Here is a 19,131-nt window from a genome sequence, read left to right as displayed (position 1 = left end):
TAACATACATACAGTATGTATGTTTTATCTTAAAAATAAAATTGCTACTTGGCAATCTTATTTCCTTCTGCAATTTGATCAATCATATGTTCCATATACGCAATGATCTCATCGTCAAATACAGGCAATCCTAATTTTTCATACAATTCTTTACTGAAATACAGCCGAAGTTTCATTTCCTGTGGATCACATGGAAATATTACTGGTGCCAGCCATAAATCGGAAAACATCATCATAAACTCTGAAGCTGTTTTTGTATATTTGGAATCTAATGTAATAGAACCATCCTGAATACCTTCTTCAATCAGCTCTTGAAACATCGGAGCCACCACTCTTTGATTGGTTTCTAAACAATCTACCAAAATTCTTGGATTTTTCAAAAGCGGTAAACTCATCATATTTACATTTTTCACATCCTGATTATGAAACTGATACTTAATGACTTGTTTCAACTTTTCCAAACCATTCAGATTTTTTTCATGGCGTATTTTCTCAAATGGATTGTTCTCTAAAAACATACGATCATTAATCGCATTTAATACTTCTTCTTTTGATTTAAAATGGTGATAAAAAGCACCTCTTGTCAAACCACCCAACTGATCTACGATATCTAATATCGTCGTTTCTTCATACCCTTTTTCAAGAAATAATTTCAAAGAAACATCAAGAATTTTTTGAACAGTTGCTTCTGATCGTTTATATCCTGCCATAATACCTCCATATAAAAACATACACTGTGTACGTTTTTATATTAACATACATCGTGTATGTATTCAACCTTTATTTTTCATCAATTGAAATTTCTACAACTATACCATCCGGATCATTTACTCTGAAATATTTTGGTTTAGGGCCCTGATCAATGATATCTGTAGGTGTGTAGCCTGCTTTTTCTACTTTTTCTCTTAACATTTCAAGTGGTATTTGTGAAGTAAAACTCATAACCATGCCTTTCACGGAAACACTTTCTGTATCATCAAAATGGATCAACTCTAACATTGTTTCATCTTGCCCATTTGCCATAAATACGATTTTCCCATCACCTGGATGCATTTTTCTTATAACCTTTAAACCTACCAGTTCTTCATAAAACATTACTGATTTTTCAATATCTTTTACCATGATGGTAATATAATTTAGTTTCATATGATACCTCCTTGAATGAGATAATGATATCCTATTTTCTAATCCTTTACAAATAAAAAAAGCATAAGCTCTATCAAAGCATATGCTTTTCAACACTTTATATATTATTACCATTTGTTTTAATCACTTGTTGATACCAGTAAAATGAATCTTTACGTTTTCTTTCTAAGGTTCCCTGACCTAAATCATCTTTATCTACATAAATAAAACCATAGCGCTTTTTCATTTCACCTGTTCCTACAGAGATTAAATCGATAGGTCCCCACGTTGTATATCCAATCACATCTACAAAATCATCTTCTATCGCTTTTTTTAATTCTTTAATATGATCTTTTAGAAAATTTATACGGTAATCATCGTGAATTTCTCCTTGTGAATTAATTTTATCAACGGCTCCCAGACCATTTTCAACAACAAATAATGGTATTTGATATCGATCATATAATTCATTTAAAGCAATTCTAAGTCCTATAGCATCAATTGGCCATCCCCAATCAGTTCTTTTTAAATACATATTTTTTCTATCTACCTTACAATCACTATCAGATGTAGCTGATGCAATTGATGAAAAGTAATAGCTAAATCCTATGAAATCAACTTTACCATCCTCTAAAATCCTAGAATCTTCATCACTTATTTTAAAATCAATTTTCATTCTTTTTAATTGAGCTTTACATAAATTTGTATATCTTCCCTTTGCCATAATATCTGTATAATAGAAATTAGGCATCATCTGATAGCGTTGTGCCATGATATCCATTGGATTACAAGTCTTTGGATAGGTAGTCGGATATTGTATCATGCATCCAATTTTAAATTTTGAATTTATTTCATGACCAAGTTTGACGACTTTTGCAGAAGCTAGAAACATATGGTGACTAGCTAAAACTTTGATAAAATCCGGATTTTCTCCTTCATGAAATAAAAGACCAGCTTGATTATATGGTTCTTTCTTATTCATAATTTCATTTATTTCATTAAAAGTCATCCAATACTCTACTTTATCTTTATAACGTTCAAATACTACTTTACAAAATCTCACAAAGAATTCAATCAGCTTTTCATTTCGCCATGATCCATATGCTTGTACAAGATGCAATGGTGTTTCATAATGTGATAATGTGATAATTGGTTTTATATCATGCGATAATAATTCATCAATTACATGGTCATAAAATATTAGGCCATTCTCATTTGGTTCTTCTTCATCACCATTTGGAAATATTCTGGGCCAGTTGATAGAAAGTCTTAAACATTTAAATCCCATTTCTGAAAACAGAGCAATATCTTCTTTATATCGATGATAAAAGTCTATGGCTTCATGACTTGGATAATAAACACCAGCTTTTATTTCATTATGTATTTCTCTATGTCCTTTTCCCAAAGAACATAATTGTACATCCGCAATACTTAATCCTTTACCATTTTCTAAATATGCCCCTTCACATTGATTTGCGGCAATGGCACCGCCCCATAAAAAATCTTTTCTCATATATTTATACACGTGATATAATCACTACGCTCCTTATTCTATATCTTTAGAAACCTGTTTATTAGACATTAATACAAATGGCGTATAGATAATACAGCCAACGATGATAACGATCAGTGTCAATAAAATTGCCTGCCATTGTCCGCTAAATGCTAAGAATTGTTGAATAAACATAGGCATACCTGCTATAGATTCAACATAAGAAGCTTGTAAAAAGCCAGAAGTTATTGCATAATATCCTATATTGCAAGTAATTAATGGTGCTAATACAAATGGAATCAAGAATGTTGGATTCAACATGATTGGTAATCCAAAAACCATTGGTTCTGAGATACCACAAATAATAGGAATCATTGATATTTTTGTAATGTCCCGATATTCTTGACGCTTGGAAAATGCAAGAATGGACAGCGCAAGGGAAATAACAATTCCCCCACCACCAAGGTTTATGAATAAATGAACAAATGCCAGTGTATAAAATTCTTTAGGTACTAATCCTGAAGCTACTGCTGCAATATTAGCAGCTAACGCTGCTGCACGTACAGGTTTAGCTATTACATTCATTGCCATATGTCCATGAATACCGGTCCACCATAATAATTGAGATAAAATAACAATAATACTGACTCCTAATTGTGAACCTACAACTTGATTAAATGGTAATTGTATCACATTATAAATAATCGTATTGATATACATACCTGTTGCTCCATACAATGTTCCTGAAATAAAGCCAAAAACGGTTAAAGTTATCCAAGCAGGAATTAAAGCATTAAAACTATTTACAATCATTGGTGGTACTGATTCAGGCAATTTTATTTTTATTTTCTCAAAGTTCATTAATTTTGAAAATAAAGTTACTGAAAATATACCTACAAAAAAGCTTAAAAATAATGCGGAGGCTCCCATATTTCCTGCAATATTTTCTTGATCAAGCATTACCATAAAACAGCTTGTAGCGATAATAGCACAAATGAGTGGTTTTTGTCCTTCTTTATCACCTAAAACATATCCTACAAGAAAAACTGTCCAAAGTGCCATACATGAAATACAAGCAAAATTCACTGTGGTAAATATTTTAGAATAATTAGATAACCATTTTAAGCTTTCAAATTGTGCTAAGCCAGTAGTAGAACAAATATAAATATTAAATAATAAAGCAAATGATCCCACAATAATAATAGGCATCATCATTGTAAAGGCATCGCGAATTGTACAAATATATTTATTACTATTCATAAAATTGGCGATTGGCAATAAAAATTTTTCCATTGTTGCTGTAAATCTTTCCATAATTTTCCCTTTCTCTCTATGCTTTCTGCATTCATGTCTTAAAGGTTTCTTTCTAATTTATAATTCATCTCCTTTTTGTTATCCAAAATAAAAACCTTCTTTCGACACTTGCATTATACTGAAAGAAGGTTTTAAAAGATATAGTTTCAAAATGCATTGAAACAGTGTTTCAAATTTTAGATATTTTTCAGTATTTATTATGAAACACTGTTTATTTTTCTACTATGGAATCATTAATGATCGGATTATTTGACTTGCGATACCCTTCATTAGCTTTTACACTTTCAAGTTTCATTTGATAATGTTGATCATAATTTTGTAAAAAATATGCTGAATATAATGCATCTAATAAGAAACTAACGGATATATGCGTACTAAAATCTCCCACATTATGAAATAAATTTTCTTTTGTAGAAATGATAAGTTTACATGACGAATAAGTAGATAATGTATTTTCTCCAAATGATGATATGATAATCATAGGTACTTTACGATCTTTACAAATATTAGCAATTTTTAATATTTTCTCTGTTTCTCCAGAATATGATATAAGAATCGCTATATCCCCATCATGTAAAGCATTGGCCTCATATAATTGATAATTTAGATTACTTGATATATACACTGGTTTCTTTATTTTTAACATTTTTTCTCTAAATGATTCCGCAATATTTAATGTTGTTCCATATGAAAAAATATGTATAGCATCACTTTTCTTTAATAAGTTTACTGCTAATTTTAAAGAGTCCTGCTTTAATAACGATAATGTATCTTGTATGGTATCCATATAAAGATTTGATAATTTATTTACAGCTGTTATTTCTGTATCTTCTTTCAGGAAAGGAAAATTTACATCCAATTTTCCATATTGCTGATTTAAATAATCAATTTCTTTTAGATACTGTTCTTTAAAATCATCAAAGCCACGAAAGCCTAACTTTTTACAAAATCGTATCGTAGTTGCAGGTGAAGTATATGTAGCTTCAGCTATACTTCTGGTTGAGCTTTTTTCAATACGTTTTCCTAAAGCTAGAACATAATCCGCAACGCACGTTTCATTATAAGACATATCTTTTTTTTGGTTTAATTTTTCTATAATCAGCATGTTATCCCTTCCATCTTTCTAATAAGCATATTTTATCAACAATAAAAAATATTGTAAATATAAAAGTACTATATCTGATATCCTTAACATATTATTACGATTCTGATAGCTTCATTGACATTCCTTTCCAATTATATAATAATGAATCTATAAAAAGGAGAATCTTATGAAGAAAAAATACATAGGTATCGTGATACTTGCACTTATCTTGTTAGGATTTATACTGTTTTTTTCTAGCCATAAGCCATCCGATATCCACTTACTTGATGATAATTCCATCGATATTTCTGATTCATTAAAACAAACGCTTCAAACGGATTTAAAAAAGAAAAGTGAAAGCTTACAGCCCATCATTCAGAAAGATGCCATGAATGGCACTCGTAAAAATATCAGTACACCTGCTCTATCAAAAGCAGGCGTGAAAGCTATTTATGAAAAGCTTTTGGATGAAAATAGTTGTGTTAATGATGAACAGGGATACTATGATTTACAAGGGCGTGATCATTTTTTATCTTTCTGGAAAGATTATCAGGCGAAAAAAGATACAAAACTTACACACTATACAATATCCTCAACTGGTGGTATTCGTCGAGATGATTTCATCTATCAACATGATGTCTTGTATCTGATTTCCACATCCCTTTATTATGATAATGGAAAAGCGATCATATCAGATACCAATGGATGGAAGATAGAAAAAGCTGACTATGATACATATGGCTATTTTTCATATAAAAAAATCGTATTGGAAAAGCCTTTTGATTTAGGTGATATTACCAATGGATATTTTCGTGTAGATCCTATGGATGAAACATTGCGTACCTATACCAATACTTATATCACCCCTATTGAGTATGACTGTAATAATCTGTTTGTGATGGATTGGGATGAAAACAGTGTGGACAAACTTTGTTTTAACGATTTGGTAGAATACCTGTATCCCATAGAGCATCAACAAGCAATACCTGAAAAGTATATGAAAGATAGTGGTCAACAGTATATCAGCTATATCGATGCAAATGTATTTGAAGACCTCGTGCATCAATATTTTGATATTGATACTTCCATACTTCGATCACAAAATTATTATTGTGAAACCCAGCATGCCTATCCTTACGCAGAATTATATTGTATCGCTTCTCATGTCGCTACACCAAGACTTCGACCAGAAGTTGTCAAAGCACAAAAAGAAAAAAATATACTAACATTAACCATTCATGCGACTGGATATGAAAAAGGATATCCTGTTGCTTATACACACATTGTGAAAATTGAATTGCTGGATGATGGCAGCTATCACTATATATCAAATCATATCGAGCCAGATGACAACAATCAGATACCAAAATATGCACCGGGTATTACAAATAAATCCCAAAAGGAAGGTGGTTGTTTATGAAAAAAAGAATGATTCTATTGGATGTGTTATTATGCATTTTAATAACATTTACAGCTGCTTGTTTTTCTATAAAGCCCCTTGTGGTAAAAACCATATCCACAGATATGAGTGGTACTGCGATTTCGCATCAATTCATGGATTTTGTTTATAAAGAATTTCCGAATGCTGCCTCAAATGATATGCTGATGGTGCAAAATAAGCTTGCGGAAAGTAAAGCCATAGAAAACATTACTGGCAAGTATATTGATCAAATTATCAAAAACCGTGGTAAAACTAGCACATTATATACAAGTCCAAAAGATATTGATCGCTTACGTGATGAAGCGATATCTATTATCGAAGACAATATTGGCATTAAGGTTACAGATACTCAGAAACAATCCCTTCAAAATATGATTGATGAACATAAAGATACTATGATATCCCAGTTAGAATCCACAATCAGTTACTTTAGCTCTATGGCTTCAAATCCACAATACGGCTTTTTATTTCAACTCTATGCGATAGGAACTTCTCTGTTGTTTCAATTTGTCTGTGTCCTCTTGTCAATAGCTTGTGCCTATTTATTGATACGTCAATCCACACTTGAAAAGGCAGTTTATCATATCGCAATCTGTTGTATCATCTCGGCTGTTTGCCTGTATGCTGTAATACCAAATATCGCTGATTCTATCCTTGCGACATTAGCAAATCATATTCTTGGAAGAACGACTTTCTTTAATTTCTCACCTATGAAAACAGCTGGTATGATATTGATCATACTTGCGATAATTGCAGGCATCATTGGCTTATTTCTTCATCATAAAGATGTCAACACACAAGAAACCATTCATCTGGCCTAAAAAGGAATCATGCATTGATTCCTTTTATAATATCTAAATCATGAAAACTTTCACATATCCTATGCGCATCAGGATATAAATATAAAAATTGTATTGTATTTTTCTTGTAGAGCTTTCTTTCAGATTCATGATATGCGTTTTGTTGCAGGTATAAAAGGTTGTTTAATAGTAATTGTAATAGTGTATCTTTCCATTTTCTTGCCATAAGTATACTCCTCTCTATCTTTTTTTACATTATCATTATAACGAAGTCAGATACTTGTTTCTTTCATTAAAACGTCATATACTATAACAAAAGCGACAAGAAAGAAGGAATCAAATGATTACATCTGTAAACAATATATCAAAGAGCAGAGATGGAAGGCAATTATTTCAGGCAGGCACATCTTTATTTCCTTGTAGTGCATACCATTGTGATATTCATGATTTTATAAGTGGAGATATTGCGCCTCACTGGCATCCGGAAATGGAAATATTCTATTTGGAAGAAGGCTGTGTTACTTTGTCTTTGATTGATCAGGAGGTCAGATTACAGGCTGGTGATGGCTATTTTGTGAATGTAAATGTGTTACATGGTATCATTTGTGAAAGTGAAAGTCCCTGTCGTTATCGTTCCATGGTATTTGATCCATCCTTGCTGTCAGGCGCCCCTGGTAGTGCATTTGACCTATTGTATCTTCATCCTTTCATAGAACAGGGTGCTGGTTTTTATCCATTGTCAGATGCTGTGATCTCATCATATTTTGATGAAGCTTTTCATGCATGTGAAAAAGAAATATATGGTTATGAGTTTATTGTACGGGAAGCATTATCGCATATCCTGCTGATTTTAAAAAACAACCAGACAGTGACTTTGAAAAAGACATTATACCAGCAGGAACAGCGAATGAAACAAATGCTTTTCTGGATTGATGAACACTATCAGGAAAGTATCAGTGTAAAAGAAATCGCTGCAATTGGTGGCATCAGTATAAGAGAATGTCAACGCTCTTTTGCATCTTTTTTACATATTTCCCCTATGCGTTATGTCTTGAAATATCGTATCGCAAAGGCTGCAGAATTATTACTCACACAGGATGTTACAATTACAGAAATAGCTTATCAATGCGGTTTTGAAAGCTCCAGCTATTTCACAAAAGAATTTAAAATGATAATGCAAATGACACCTCGTCAGTTTAGACAAAAGTATTTTATATAATCAAAATATCCATTGATGAAAATATTTGAACATTTTAGCACTCTACTATTGACAGTGCTAATTTTTGCGTTATAATATAGGCGTAAAGTTGATAAGAGCTTTACAGGTAGTCATGATAAAAATAAAAAGAGGCGGTTATTATGATGATGAGATTTCTACCTGGATTATTCAATGAAGGCTTTGATGACATGTTTCATGATGTACACAATATGAAATGTGATATTAAAGAAAAAGATGGCAATTACCTGTTGGATATCGAATTGCCAGGATACAAGAAAGAAAATATTCATATGGATTTAAAGGATGGATATTTGACAATTCAGGCTACGCGTTTAAACAACGAGGAAGAACGTAATGAAGCTGGTCAAATCATTCGTCAGGAACGTTTCTCTGGAAGCTGTTCAAGAAGTTTCTATATTGGCGAAGGCATTCGCCCAGAAGATATCAAGGCAGCTTATGAAAATGGTGAATTAAAGATCACAGTACCAAAAGAACCTGTGAAAAAAGTAGAAGAAACAACATTCATTCCAATTGAATGATAGATAAAAGGAGGCAATTATGATGAGATTATTCCCTGGTTTATTTAATGATGCATTTGATGATATGATGCATGATCACAACATGATGAAAACTGACATTCGTGAAAAAGATGGTAACTTTATTCTGGATATGGAATTACCTGGATTCAAGAAAGAAGATATTCAGATGGAATTAAAAGAAGGTTATCTGACAATCAATGCCAGCCGTAACACAAACAAAGAAGACAAGGATGACGAAGGCAATATCATTCGTCAGGAACGTTTCTCTGGTACTTGTACAAGAAGCTTCTATGTTGGTGAAGATATCACACATGAGGATATCAAAGCAAGCTTTGGCAATGGTGAATTAAAAGTAATCGTTCCAAAGGAAGCTCCAAAGAAAGTTGAAGAAAAACGCTTTATTCCAATCGATTAAACGAATGAATTGGTAGGCTTTTCATTCTTAATATTCAAAGTGAGGCGATCGTTATGAAATTTCTACCAGAATTATTTAATGACACGTTTGATGAACTGTTTTATGATCCATTCTTTTCTAAATCAAGCAGCTATATGAAAACGGATATCAAGGAACAAGATGGTTGTTATCTGTTAGATATGGAACTGCCTGGATTTAAAAAAGAGGATATTCAGATGGAATTAAAGAATGGTTATCTGAGTATTCACGCAAAACGTGATGCCAACAGTGAGGAAAAAGATAAAGAAGGCAATATCATTCGCCAGGAACGTTTCTCTGGCAGCTGTTCACGTAACTTCTATGTTGGTGAAGGTGTTAAACAAAGTGATATTAAAGCAAGCTTTTGTAATGGTGAATTAAAAATCACTTTACCTAAGGTTGATCAAAAAGCGGTGGAAGAAAAGAAAGTCATCGCAATTGAATAAAAAATAGACACGGTGTAAAAATAAAACACCGTGTTTTTTTCACTTATTTTGCTCATGAAAGCGTAATTCATGGTATACTAATACCGAGGTGAATCAAATGAATAACTGGACAAAGGATGCTGTGTTCTATCATATTTATCCCCTAGGATTCTGTGGTTGTGAACAATATCATCAGGAAAGCATCAATCATCGTATTTTAAAGCTGAAAGAGTGGATTCCACATCTAGTGGACATGCATATCAACGCTGTATATTTAGGGCCTGTATTTGAAAGCTATGAGCATGGATATGATACAAGTGATTATCGTATGATTGATCATCGCTTAGGCACTAATGAAGATTTTAAAGAGGTTTGTGATGCCTTGCATGAGGCAGGTATACGTATTGTATTAGATGGCGTATTCAATCATGTAGGAAGAAGATTTTGGGCATTTTTAGATGTTATAGAAAAAGGACAGGCTTCCTGCTATTGCAGCTGGTTTCATAATTTAAACTTCTATGGACAAAGCCCCTGTGGTGATCCTTTCACATATGATGCATGGGAAGGACATTACAATCTTGTAAAATTGAATTTAAGAAATGAAGAAGTGGTATCTTATCTGTTGGAAAGCATAGCCATGTGGATGGATGAATTTCATATCGATGGTTTACGTTTAGATGCTGCGGATTGTATCGATCAGGATTTCTTTCGCTGCTTAAAACAGTTCTGTAAAGAAAAAGCTCCTGATTTCTGGTTGATGGGAGAAATCATTCATGGTGATTATAATCGCTGGGCAAATGATGAAATGTTGGACAGTGTGACAAATTATGAGTGCTACAAAGGATTATATTCTTCCCATAATGAGAAAAATTACTTTGAAATCGCATATTCCTTGAATCGTCAGTTTGGAAATGGTGGAATCTATCGTAATCTGAATCTGTATAATTTCGTAGACAATCATGATGTAAACCGTCTAGCAAGTACCCTGAAAGATCCAAATGACTTAAAAAATGTTTATACTATGTTATATACCATGCCAGGTATTCCAAGTATTTATTATGGCAGTGAATGGGCAGTCAAGGGCACAAAACATGATGGTAGTGATGCCGATATCCGCCCATGCCTTCCTTTAGAAGATCCTTCTTATGATGAAGAACTATGTGAACATATTGCCATGTTGGGAAAGATATATGGAGAACTTTCTGCGTTACGCTATGGTGCTTATGAACAACTGGTTGTACGCAATGAGCAATTTGCATTTATGCGAAAGGATGAAAAAACACATGTGGTTGTGGCATTTAATGTCAGTGATGATACCTTCACGATGGAGCTTCCATGTACGGCATTTGCATATAAAGACATGTGTAAAGATGTAGTCTATCTGGCAAAAGATAATCATATCGAATTGGATATGGAGCCAAAATCTGCATATATCCTGATTCCATGCGCAGATAATGAAAAAGGCGTAGTGAAGAAGATGCCTAAAAAAATTATAAAAGAAGAAGCACCTGAACAGGAAATCATGCCATTACCAGAAACCAAAGAAGAACAGGCAATAGTACTGCCTGTGATTGATATGCCAATTACACCTGGTGTCTATGAACATTTCAAAGGTAAACATTATACTGTGCTTTATGTCGCAAAACATAGTGAAACCTTAGAATCTTATGTTGTTTATCGACAATTATATGGTAATGGTGAAGTATGGATTCGCCCACTTGATATGTTCTTGGAAGATGTAGAAGTGGATGGTAAAATCGTACCGCGTTTCAAATACATTGGAAAATAAATTATAAAAAAATGGAACTACAGTGTAACAACTGCCTGTTCCATTTTTTCTTTCATCTCTTTAGATAAGGATTCTATATCATCACTTTCAAGTGGCAATGCCTCCATGATATCTTCTACTAATCGCTTAGGATATAACTGTTTTTGTTGAAGGACACATTGTGCCAGCAATTCATGGCAGCTGTCTTTCACAAAATCTTTAACTTCATGACGAGCACATGGAAAACCTTCCAGTAAATGATCAAAGAAATGCCAGCATTTTTGAAATAATGACGCACGCTGTGCTTTTGTTTTACACATGGTCGCAAGTGTATGATGACCACATGCTCCATCTTCCAATTGATCCTGAATATCATCAACGATCTGTAAAGCAAAGCCAAAATCAACACAGAATTGAAACTGTTCCTTTGACATCTCCCCATTAATCAAATAACCATCCGCAATTACAGATGTACCACCTTTATCAACTGAGATATCATATATTTTTGACAGATCTAAATGCTCACTTTGTTGAACCGATGCAATCTGTGCATTTTGTATCATATACAAGCCTTCATATACATTGGAAAATGTAACTCTTGGAAAGTGTGCTTCTATCATTTGCACAAGTCTATCAATCTTCATACGCAAAAGCTGTTGACTTGGTTCGTAATTACCATGCAGACGCTCGCTAAACCATTGATTAAACTGTCTTTTTTCTTCCTTACTGCATGTTGTATCATCCAATAGATTATCTGAATAAGGATACAACATACTATACGCAAACATGGCTTCATGATATACAAGTGGCAGTTGAAACAATAACTCCAACATCCAGATAATCCAAATATTTCGCAAAGCCTGAAAAATATCTTCATCTTTTAATGTTTCATCAAATGCCCGTGCATCTTTCACAAACTGCTCGCTTAACTTTTGAAAACTTTCTGCTTCTTCTTCCTTCATCCATGATAAATCAAATATCGCATTCTTTTTTTGAAGCTTATCAAGTATCTGTGATTGATCACATTTCTTTAGCATGTTCACAAAGCGCATGTTTTTCATACGCTCTGTATGATTTGCTTTAGGAAATAGGATATCCTTTTGTGAAGTATTCTCAAACTCTTGTTTACATCTTTCTATCGCCGCATCTTTCATTATGTTTACCTAAAATGTACCTTGATGTCACCTAAGTGGCAATCAATTTCTAAACGATTGGCATTGCCATGCTTTTCTTTGATCTTACTCTTAAATTCATAGTTTTGATCTTGTATCAGTGTATCGCCTAATTTGTTTTCTATATCAAAATCAAACGTGTTCTTATTACCAGTAATTTCCATTTTGATATCTCCTAGTTTATTTTCTACTGAAGTTTCTCCTTCATATACCCCAAACATTTTGATATCTCCACAATCATTGTTTACATCTGTCTGTTTACTGTGAATATCCTGTAATGTGATATCTCCCATATTCGCTTCGATATCCAACTTTCTAAAATTCAAATCATTGATATTGATATCCCCCAGTTTATTATCCACTTCTAGATTGTATACTGCATCTTTTCTCAAAGTAATTTCCATACGTGCATTTTTCACATTATGATGGATACCCGGACGCTTGATTTTTATTTCTTTTTCATTACCGTCAAGTTTTGTTGTGACTTCACTTTCTTTGATGTTGTAAAACTTAATCTTTGATTCATTGCCTTCTTTGATTCTGATATCGCCTAAATCCATCTCAATACTTAGCTGTGTATCTTTATTTAATGGCATTTCCCATGTATTACGACTATTATCTGTATATTCATTTTCTTCCAACACATTAATGCCTAAAGAGCCTTCAAATGGCCACCAGCTTGTATTATCTTTCCCAATATGCAGTGTTTGGATATCTCCACCCATCGCAAGTCCTGCGCCTAACAATACAGAACCAATGATGACACAGATTATCGCAATCGTTATAATTATTTTTGTTTTATTCTTTTTCATAGGAATTTTCTCCTTTCAGTTTTGTGTATAAACGTGTAATAAAGCCAGTAAATGCAGGAATCATCATGCGCACCAGCTTGATACATCCCATCATCAATAATAAGCCTATTCCAATGCTCATGAAACCTGCGCCTGCATTCAACAAAGCGTTTCCTGATTCTCCAATGAAAAAGAAAGAATGAATCAATAATGGTATGCCTCCTAAAAGACAAGCCATAAAGCCAGCTATAGCTGCCAGCGCAAATGCAATCATCAAACAGAAAAATACTAATACAAATGCAAACAGCAATAATACTAGTGGCAAGGCAATAGGCAATGCACAAATGCCAAGACAGATTGTCACAATTTTCTTTAAATTTGAAGCGTTCGCTTGTACATGTGACTTATTTTCTGTTGTATTAAAATCTCTTGTGGCGCTGTTTGCTTTTATGGTTGCCGCAAATTTTGAAGGTGAACCTAATTCTTGTAAAACGGAAGAAAGATTTTCTTCTCCGGCCTCATCGAAATACTCACTGACATAATCAATTGCATCTTCTATATCTTCTTCATTTAATCCATTTAACTTTCGTCTTAAAATCCTGATATATGTTTCCTTATCCATTTTCTCCATCATCCTTACCTCCCTGTAATATTCCATCAATCTTTGTGGAAAAATCATCCCACTCTATCACATACTCTTCATACTTCATTTTTCCATCTTCTGTTAATTGATAATATCTGCGATTTCTACCCATATATTCTTTATCATAAGTACACAGATATCCATCTTTGGTAAGCCTTCTTAATACCGGATATAATGTAGATTCACTGACGTTCACAATTTCTTTGACTTCCTGTGTGAGTTTATATCCATATGTATCTTCTTTATGCAGGATTGCCAAAACACAGGCATCCAACAATGCTGATCCTAATTGAAATATCATTGTATCACCTTTCTTCAACAATATTATACGACGTATAATATTATAAATCAACTGTATATTATAAGAAAGATACCGTTTTACCCATCCCGTACGAAAAAAAGGACAATTCTTAATGAATTGTCCTATAATTTATTAAATGGTGACGCGTACGGGATTCGAACCCGTGAGTGCATGCGTGAAAGGCATGTGAGTTAACCGTTTCTCCAACGCGCCATCTTTACTGCTCTGATAGTATACCAAAAACTAAGTTACTCGTCAAGAAAAAAATGAAAAAAGTAAAATTTAACCATACTTAGTATAACAATATTTTTCTACTTCAAAAAAATGAAGCCGAAAAGCTTCATTTTAATATCCTTATTCCCAATCAATTTTCCCATCAAATAAAGAAGCCAGATTTTGTTTGAGATAATCATAGGTAAAATACATACTGCATGCTCGCTGATAATGTTGTGCGGCAAGTTCTTCATTATAATCCTTAAAAGGAATCAGTTCATATTGATCATATCCATATGTAAAATGATTCACAATAGCATGCAATTTCTGGTTTTTGATTTCCACCTGCTTCGTATTTGGATCAAATACCACATCAAGATGAACAATGCCTCCTACTTCATACATATTTTGAAATTGTTCACTCGCTCTTGATACTGCAGCAGCTGAGGACACCAGATTTCCTAAAGAATACATTACAAACGTTTCTTTTCCTTCTTTATTGGTAAGTGTATCTACTCCCTGTAACGTATGTGGATGATTTCCAACAATGATATCTACACCACAATCATTTAAAAACTGCGCTGCCTGCTGTTGTGTTTTTGATATTTGATATGTAAATTCTGTACCCCAATGCATTGCTGCAATCGTCACATCACTGACTGCTTTGGCTTTTTCTACATCTGCTTTGATCATCGCCTGATGTTCTTCATCAAATTCATGATTGGCATTTAGAAATTTATTAACCGCATATTTATGATTTTCATCAATCCATTGATTGGTGTCATAGGTATATGCCAGTATTGCGATACGGATACCGTTTTTTTCAATGATCAAAGGTTCATGATGCTCTTCTTTAAACGCTCCCGTCGTTTTGATTCCGGCATTATTTAATGCATCAATTGTTTTTTCAATCCCGACAAATCCACGATCAAAGCTATGGTTATTTGCGAATGTCAAAACATCAAAGCCGAGTTTGGATAACTGTGGTGCGATTTCTTCTGGTGCATTAAACATAAAATTAATACCTGTAATACCATATTCTCTGCCAGCAATGGGAACCTCCTGATTACCAATACATACATCTCCATCTAACAAAGGCTTGATTTTATCAAAATAATTTTTAAATGAATAGGTATCCTTTGTTTGATAATCACTCATCCAAACATATAAAGGATCTTCTATTAATATATCACCGGTAAAAGTCAAAGATACTTCACGTTTCTCTGCTTTTGGCTGTTCATGTTGCACTTCCTCCTGTTTTTCAGGCTGCGAGCTGCATGCCGTACATAGGCACAGCAATGTGCATAATGTGATCAACATCTTTTTCATATACATTCCTCTTTACATAAGATAAGAGGAGCAATTTTTTATCACTCCTCTTATATCACTTGTTTTATTTATTGATGATATCCATAATGTTCTGATAGTAAGTATATCTACCATCAACGAACTGTAAAGATTCATAAGCCAGCGCTTTTGCTTTGTTGAAGTCAATATCTTCATATACATGAGCAAAACGATAGTAAATATAATCTTTGATCTGGTTATCTCTTAAGATATAGCCATAGCATACATCACCATGCTGGAAATCACCGTGTTTGATGTATAAATCTGCAACATCGATTAGTACACGCAACTGATATTTTGTATATAAATCAGTGTATTGAGATAATACTGCATATGCGAAATCTTCATAGAATTTCACATCATCATACTGCCAGCCAGGTAGGATGCCATAAGCGAAGTTAAAGAAGTGTTCGATGAATGCATCGACATCAACATCTAATAATTTACTTACTTCTTCAGAAGATATAATATTTTTTCTCTGTCCAAGCATCAAGATTTTTTCACAAAGCTTAAATTCTTTCAGATATTCTGAAGCATTTGCTTCTGCATCTTCACCAAGTTCAGCTTTCATAGATGCTTTTACATCTTTTTTGATTTCTTTGAAATCAGCTGCTTTAATATCCATGGTTTCTTTTACCTTATTCAGTACCACTAAAACAAGTTCTTCATCACATCCATCTTTTTCAAATGTGAATCCTTTTTCTTTGATACCGTTACCTTCAATAATATTTTTTGCTGTTACTTTATCATCTGCTTCATCTAACAGAATTCTTGTATAATCGTTATAATCGTATTGCACACCCATTGTCTGCATCTTAGCGATACAATCATCTAAAGAATATGCTTCATATTCTTTGACATGGCTTGCTTTAGCACTTGCTTTCTTTGTTGTTTTCTTTGCAGTTTGTTTTTTAGCTGCTGGTTTCTTTTCTTCTTTTACAGCTGTTGGAGTTTTTTCTTCTGCGGCAACTGTTTTCTTGGTTGTTTTCTTCGCAGGCGTTTTCGCTTCTTTCTTTGCTGATTCTTTTTTTGCTGTTGCTTTCTTTGTTGTCTTTTTAGCTGGTTTTGCTTCTTTTACAGCTTCTTTTGTTTCAATTTTTTCTACTTTCTTCTCTTCAATTTTTTCTGGTTCTTTTGCTGCAGTGATTTTTTCAGGTTCTTTCGCTGCTGTAATTTTTTCAGGTTCTTTTGCTGTTGTGATCTTTTCAGGTTCTTTAGCAGCTGTGATTTTCTTTGTTTCTTCCTTTGCAGCAGCTACTGTTTTCACTTCTTCTACAACTTTTGCTGTTTTCTTTTCTACACCTTTTGTCTTAGCTTTTTCAGCCTTTACAGTTGGTTTTGCTTTCTTACTAGTTTTTGGCATTTTATCATCCTCCACATTTCTTTTTTTCTTGTGAATATACTCGTCGCTAAAAATACACACCTATTATAACACGAAGCCCCCTTATATTTAACACTTCAAAGCATTATTTTGCTGGTTTTGTTGTTTTTTTCGGTATTTTCTTCTAATTTTTCACATATTTTTATTATTTTATCAGAAAAAAGAAAATATTTTCACATATTATTTAAATTTTTTTGCTATATTTTTTTCATATACTTATAGACGTAAAAGATAACAAATGGAGGTCATCAATATGGAAAATAACAACGTAGATCACAATGAAGTAGAAAGAAATAATGAAAACATGGACAATCAGGAGCCAGTACAGGAAAGTGAAAACACACAAAAGGAAATGGAAGAAACCATTTCTTCAAATGAAGAAGAAACTGCATCTTCTAAGGAGCATGTTGAAACAGAAGAAACTTCATCCGATGGACCACATATAGAAACACCACAACAGGATTCTACAACAGCACCAAAGATGAAAACTTCTTTTATCAAGAAGCATAAAAATGCTCTTACATTCACCGGCTGTTTCTTATTAGCAGGTGTCGGTGGCTTTGGCGGCACGTATTTAGCCAATGAAATGACAGGTGCTAATAAAACAGTATTATATCAAAATACAAGCACAAATAATTCTGATAAAAATACTGCCAATACTTCCTCAATGTCTGTAAAAGATGTTGCGAACGAAACAATGAACAGTGTCGTGGAAATCCGAACAGAATCAATTAAAACAAACGAATTCTTCCAACAGGCAATCTCATCTGGCGCAGGTAGTGGTGTCATTTTAAGTAAAGATGGCTATATTGTGACAAATAATCACGTAATTGATGGAGCAAATAAAGTAACCGTAAAAACCAAAGATGGCAAAGAATATAATGCCAAGCTTGTAGGAACTGATTCTACAACCGATCTGGCTGTTATCAAAATCGAAGCTACTGATTTAACGCCTGTAGTCCTTGGCACTAGTAAAAACCTGCAGGTTGGAGATGCAGCAATCGCTATTGGTAATCCACTTGGTGAATTAGGTGGTACTGTAACCAATGGTATCATTTCCGCATTGGATCGTGAGATTACAATTGATGGGGAATCTATGCACTTGCTACAAACAAATGCCGCAATCAACCCAGGTAATTCAGGTGGTGGATTATTTAACGATCAGGGACAATTGATTGGAATCGTCAATGCAAAATCAAGTGGCAGCAATATAGAAGGTTTGGGTTTTGCGATTCCAATTGATATTGCGAAACCAGTCATTACTTCTTTGATTGAAAACGGCAAAGTTGAAGGTCGTGCTGAACTTGGTGTCAGCTTACAAGAATATCAAGCACAAAATCAAAATCCATTTGAAGAAAACAATTCCTCCACTGCTGTGTATATCGTACAGGTACAAAGTGGAAAAGCCGCTGATAAAGCTGGTTTAAAACGTGGAGATCGTATCCTTGAAGTAGATGGCAAAGAAATAAAAGAAGTATCTGATGTAAAATCTGTCATTAGTTCTCACAAAGCCGGAGATACTATTAAAATAAAAATCGAACGTGATAATAAGGAACAAACCGTATCTGTTACCTTATTAGAAGTAAGCGATAATACAACTGAAAAAACAGCTTTTACAAACTAAAAAGAAAGGGATAAGACAA

General features: G+C 33.5%; 20 protein-coding genes and 1 tRNA gene. 8 read left to right on the top strand and 13 right to left on the bottom strand.

Annotated features, from left to right (window positions below; genetic code table 11):
* Nucleotides 1-44 precede the first annotated feature (44 nt).
* The 5 genes from DW114_RS01650 to DW114_RS01630 form a co-directional block, all read right to left on the bottom strand.
* Nucleotides 45-710 (bottom strand): TetR/AcrR family transcriptional regulator, encoded by a 666-nt coding sequence (locus DW114_RS01650; RefSeq protein WP_117451754.1) that lies wholly within the window; start codon nucleotides 708-710, stop codon nucleotides 45-47.
* Between the two features lie 70 nt (nucleotides 711-780).
* Nucleotides 781-1,146: a VOC family protein gene (locus DW114_RS01645; RefSeq protein ID WP_117451752.1), complete on the bottom strand. Its 366-nt coding sequence runs from the start codon at nucleotides 1,144-1,146 to the stop codon at nucleotides 781-783.
* A gap of 97 nt (nucleotides 1,147-1,243) precedes the next feature.
* Nucleotides 1,244-2,638, bottom strand: coding sequence for a family 1 glycosylhydrolase (locus tag DW114_RS01640; protein WP_117451750.1), 1,395 nt, complete (start codon nucleotides 2,636-2,638; stop codon nucleotides 1,244-1,246).
* A gap of 33 nt (nucleotides 2,639-2,671) precedes the next feature.
* Complete coding sequence (locus DW114_RS01635; protein ID WP_117451748.1) at nucleotides 2,672-3,931, bottom strand: PTS sugar transporter subunit IIC; 1,260 nt, start codon at nucleotides 3,929-3,931, stop codon at nucleotides 2,672-2,674.
* Nucleotides 3,932-4,142: 211 nt separating this feature from the next.
* Nucleotides 4,143-5,036, bottom strand: coding sequence for a MurR/RpiR family transcriptional regulator (locus tag DW114_RS01630; protein ID WP_117451746.1), 894 nt, complete (start codon nucleotides 5,034-5,036; stop codon nucleotides 4,143-4,145).
* A gap of 166 nt (nucleotides 5,037-5,202) precedes the next feature.
* Here DW114_RS01630 and DW114_RS01625 point away from each other — a divergent pair, with 166 nt between their 5' ends.
* Together DW114_RS01625 and DW114_RS01620 are read left to right on the top strand one after the other, a co-directional pair.
* On the top strand, nucleotides 5,203-6,435 hold the full coding sequence (locus tag DW114_RS01625; protein WP_117451744.1) for a DUF6070 family protein: 1,233 nt from the start codon (nucleotides 5,203-5,205) through the stop codon (nucleotides 6,433-6,435).
* Nucleotides 6,432-7,277: a hypothetical protein gene (locus DW114_RS01620; protein WP_117451742.1), complete on the top strand. Its 846-nt coding sequence runs from the start codon at nucleotides 6,432-6,434 to the stop codon at nucleotides 7,275-7,277. The genes DW114_RS01625 and DW114_RS01620 overlap by 4 nt, the downstream gene beginning before the upstream one ends.
* Before the next feature lie 7 nt (nucleotides 7,278-7,284).
* Here the strand turns inward: DW114_RS01620 and DW114_RS01615 are convergent, their stop codons facing one another.
* A complete protein-coding gene (locus tag DW114_RS01615) occupies nucleotides 7,285-7,482 on the bottom strand; it encodes a hypothetical protein (RefSeq protein ID WP_117451740.1) in 198 nt (65 codons plus the stop codon).
* Nucleotides 7,483-7,596: 114 nt separating this feature from the next.
* On the opposite strand from DW114_RS01615, the gene DW114_RS01610 reads away from it, so the two are divergent.
* The 5 genes from DW114_RS01610 (at nucleotide 7,597) to DW114_RS01590 (ending at nucleotide 11,661) form a co-directional block, all read left to right on the top strand.
* On the top strand, nucleotides 7,597-8,475 hold the full coding sequence (locus DW114_RS01610) for a helix-turn-helix transcriptional regulator (protein ID WP_117451738.1): 879 nt from the start codon (nucleotides 7,597-7,599) through the stop codon (nucleotides 8,473-8,475).
* 143 nt (nucleotides 8,476-8,618) lie between these two features.
* Complete coding sequence (locus DW114_RS01605; RefSeq protein ID WP_117452014.1) at nucleotides 8,619-9,014, top strand: Hsp20/alpha crystallin family protein; 396 nt, start codon at nucleotides 8,619-8,621, stop codon at nucleotides 9,012-9,014.
* A gap of 19 nt (nucleotides 9,015-9,033) precedes the next feature.
* Nucleotides 9,034-9,429, top strand: coding sequence for an Hsp20/alpha crystallin family protein (locus tag DW114_RS01600; protein WP_117451735.1), 396 nt, complete (start codon nucleotides 9,034-9,036; stop codon nucleotides 9,427-9,429).
* 53 nt (nucleotides 9,430-9,482) lie between these two features.
* Nucleotides 9,483-9,893 carry an Hsp20/alpha crystallin family protein gene (locus DW114_RS01595; RefSeq protein WP_117451733.1) on the top strand — a complete coding sequence of 137 codons (411 nt, stop codon included), beginning with the start codon at nucleotides 9,483-9,485 and terminating at the stop codon, nucleotides 9,891-9,893.
* A gap of 97 nt (nucleotides 9,894-9,990) precedes the next feature.
* A complete protein-coding gene (locus tag DW114_RS01590) occupies nucleotides 9,991-11,661 on the top strand; it encodes a DUF1653 domain-containing protein (RefSeq protein ID WP_117451731.1) in 1,671 nt (556 codons plus the stop codon).
* 17 nt (nucleotides 11,662-11,678) lie between these two features.
* Here the strand turns inward: DW114_RS01590 and DW114_RS01585 are convergent, their stop codons facing one another.
* The 7 genes from DW114_RS01585 to DW114_RS01555 form a co-directional block, all read right to left on the bottom strand.
* The gene (locus tag DW114_RS01585) at nucleotides 11,679-12,794 is read right to left on the bottom strand and encodes a hypothetical protein (protein WP_117451729.1); all 1,116 of its coding nucleotides are present in this window, start codon (nucleotides 12,792-12,794) and stop codon (nucleotides 11,679-11,681) included.
* Nucleotides 12,795-12,799: 5 nt separating this feature from the next.
* Nucleotides 12,800-13,624, bottom strand: a complete 825-nt coding sequence (locus tag DW114_RS01580; protein WP_117451727.1) for a DUF4097 family beta strand repeat-containing protein — start codon at nucleotides 13,622-13,624, stop codon at nucleotides 12,800-12,802.
* The gene (locus DW114_RS01575; RefSeq protein WP_158552192.1) at nucleotides 13,611-14,237 is read right to left on the bottom strand and encodes a DUF1700 domain-containing protein; all 627 of its coding nucleotides are present in this window, start codon (nucleotides 14,235-14,237) and stop codon (nucleotides 13,611-13,613) included. Before DW114_RS01575 ends, DW114_RS01580 begins: the two co-directional genes overlap by 14 nt.
* Nucleotides 14,218-14,547, bottom strand: coding sequence for a PadR family transcriptional regulator (locus DW114_RS01570; protein ID WP_117451724.1), 330 nt, complete (start codon nucleotides 14,545-14,547; stop codon nucleotides 14,218-14,220). Before DW114_RS01570 ends, DW114_RS01575 begins: the two co-directional genes overlap by 20 nt.
* Nucleotides 14,548-14,684: 137 nt before the next feature.
* Nucleotides 14,685-14,760, bottom strand: a tRNA-Glu gene (locus DW114_RS01565).
* Between the two features lie 141 nt (nucleotides 14,761-14,901).
* Nucleotides 14,902-16,089, bottom strand: coding sequence for a CapA family protein (locus tag DW114_RS01560; RefSeq protein WP_117451722.1), 1,188 nt, complete (start codon nucleotides 16,087-16,089; stop codon nucleotides 14,902-14,904).
* A gap of 64 nt (nucleotides 16,090-16,153) precedes the next feature.
* Complete coding sequence (locus DW114_RS01555; protein WP_117451720.1) at nucleotides 16,154-17,470, bottom strand: neurofilament protein; 1,317 nt, start codon at nucleotides 17,468-17,470, stop codon at nucleotides 16,154-16,156.
* A gap of 271 nt (nucleotides 17,471-17,741) precedes the next feature.
* Here DW114_RS01555 and DW114_RS01550 point away from each other — a divergent pair, with 271 nt between their 5' ends.
* Nucleotides 17,742-19,112, top strand: a complete 1,371-nt coding sequence (locus DW114_RS01550) for a S1C family serine protease (protein ID WP_233509569.1) — start codon at nucleotides 17,742-17,744, stop codon at nucleotides 19,110-19,112.
* Nucleotides 19,113-19,131: the final 19 nt, after the last annotated feature.

The organism is Absiella sp. AM09-50 (assembly GCF_003433845.1).
Lineage (GTDB): Bacteria > Bacillota_I > Bacilli_A > Erysipelotrichales > Erysipelotrichaceae > Hoskinsella > Hoskinsella hominis.
The sequence above is the reverse complement of the archived record's forward strand: the minus strand, read 5'-3'. Positions and strand labels throughout refer to the sequence as shown.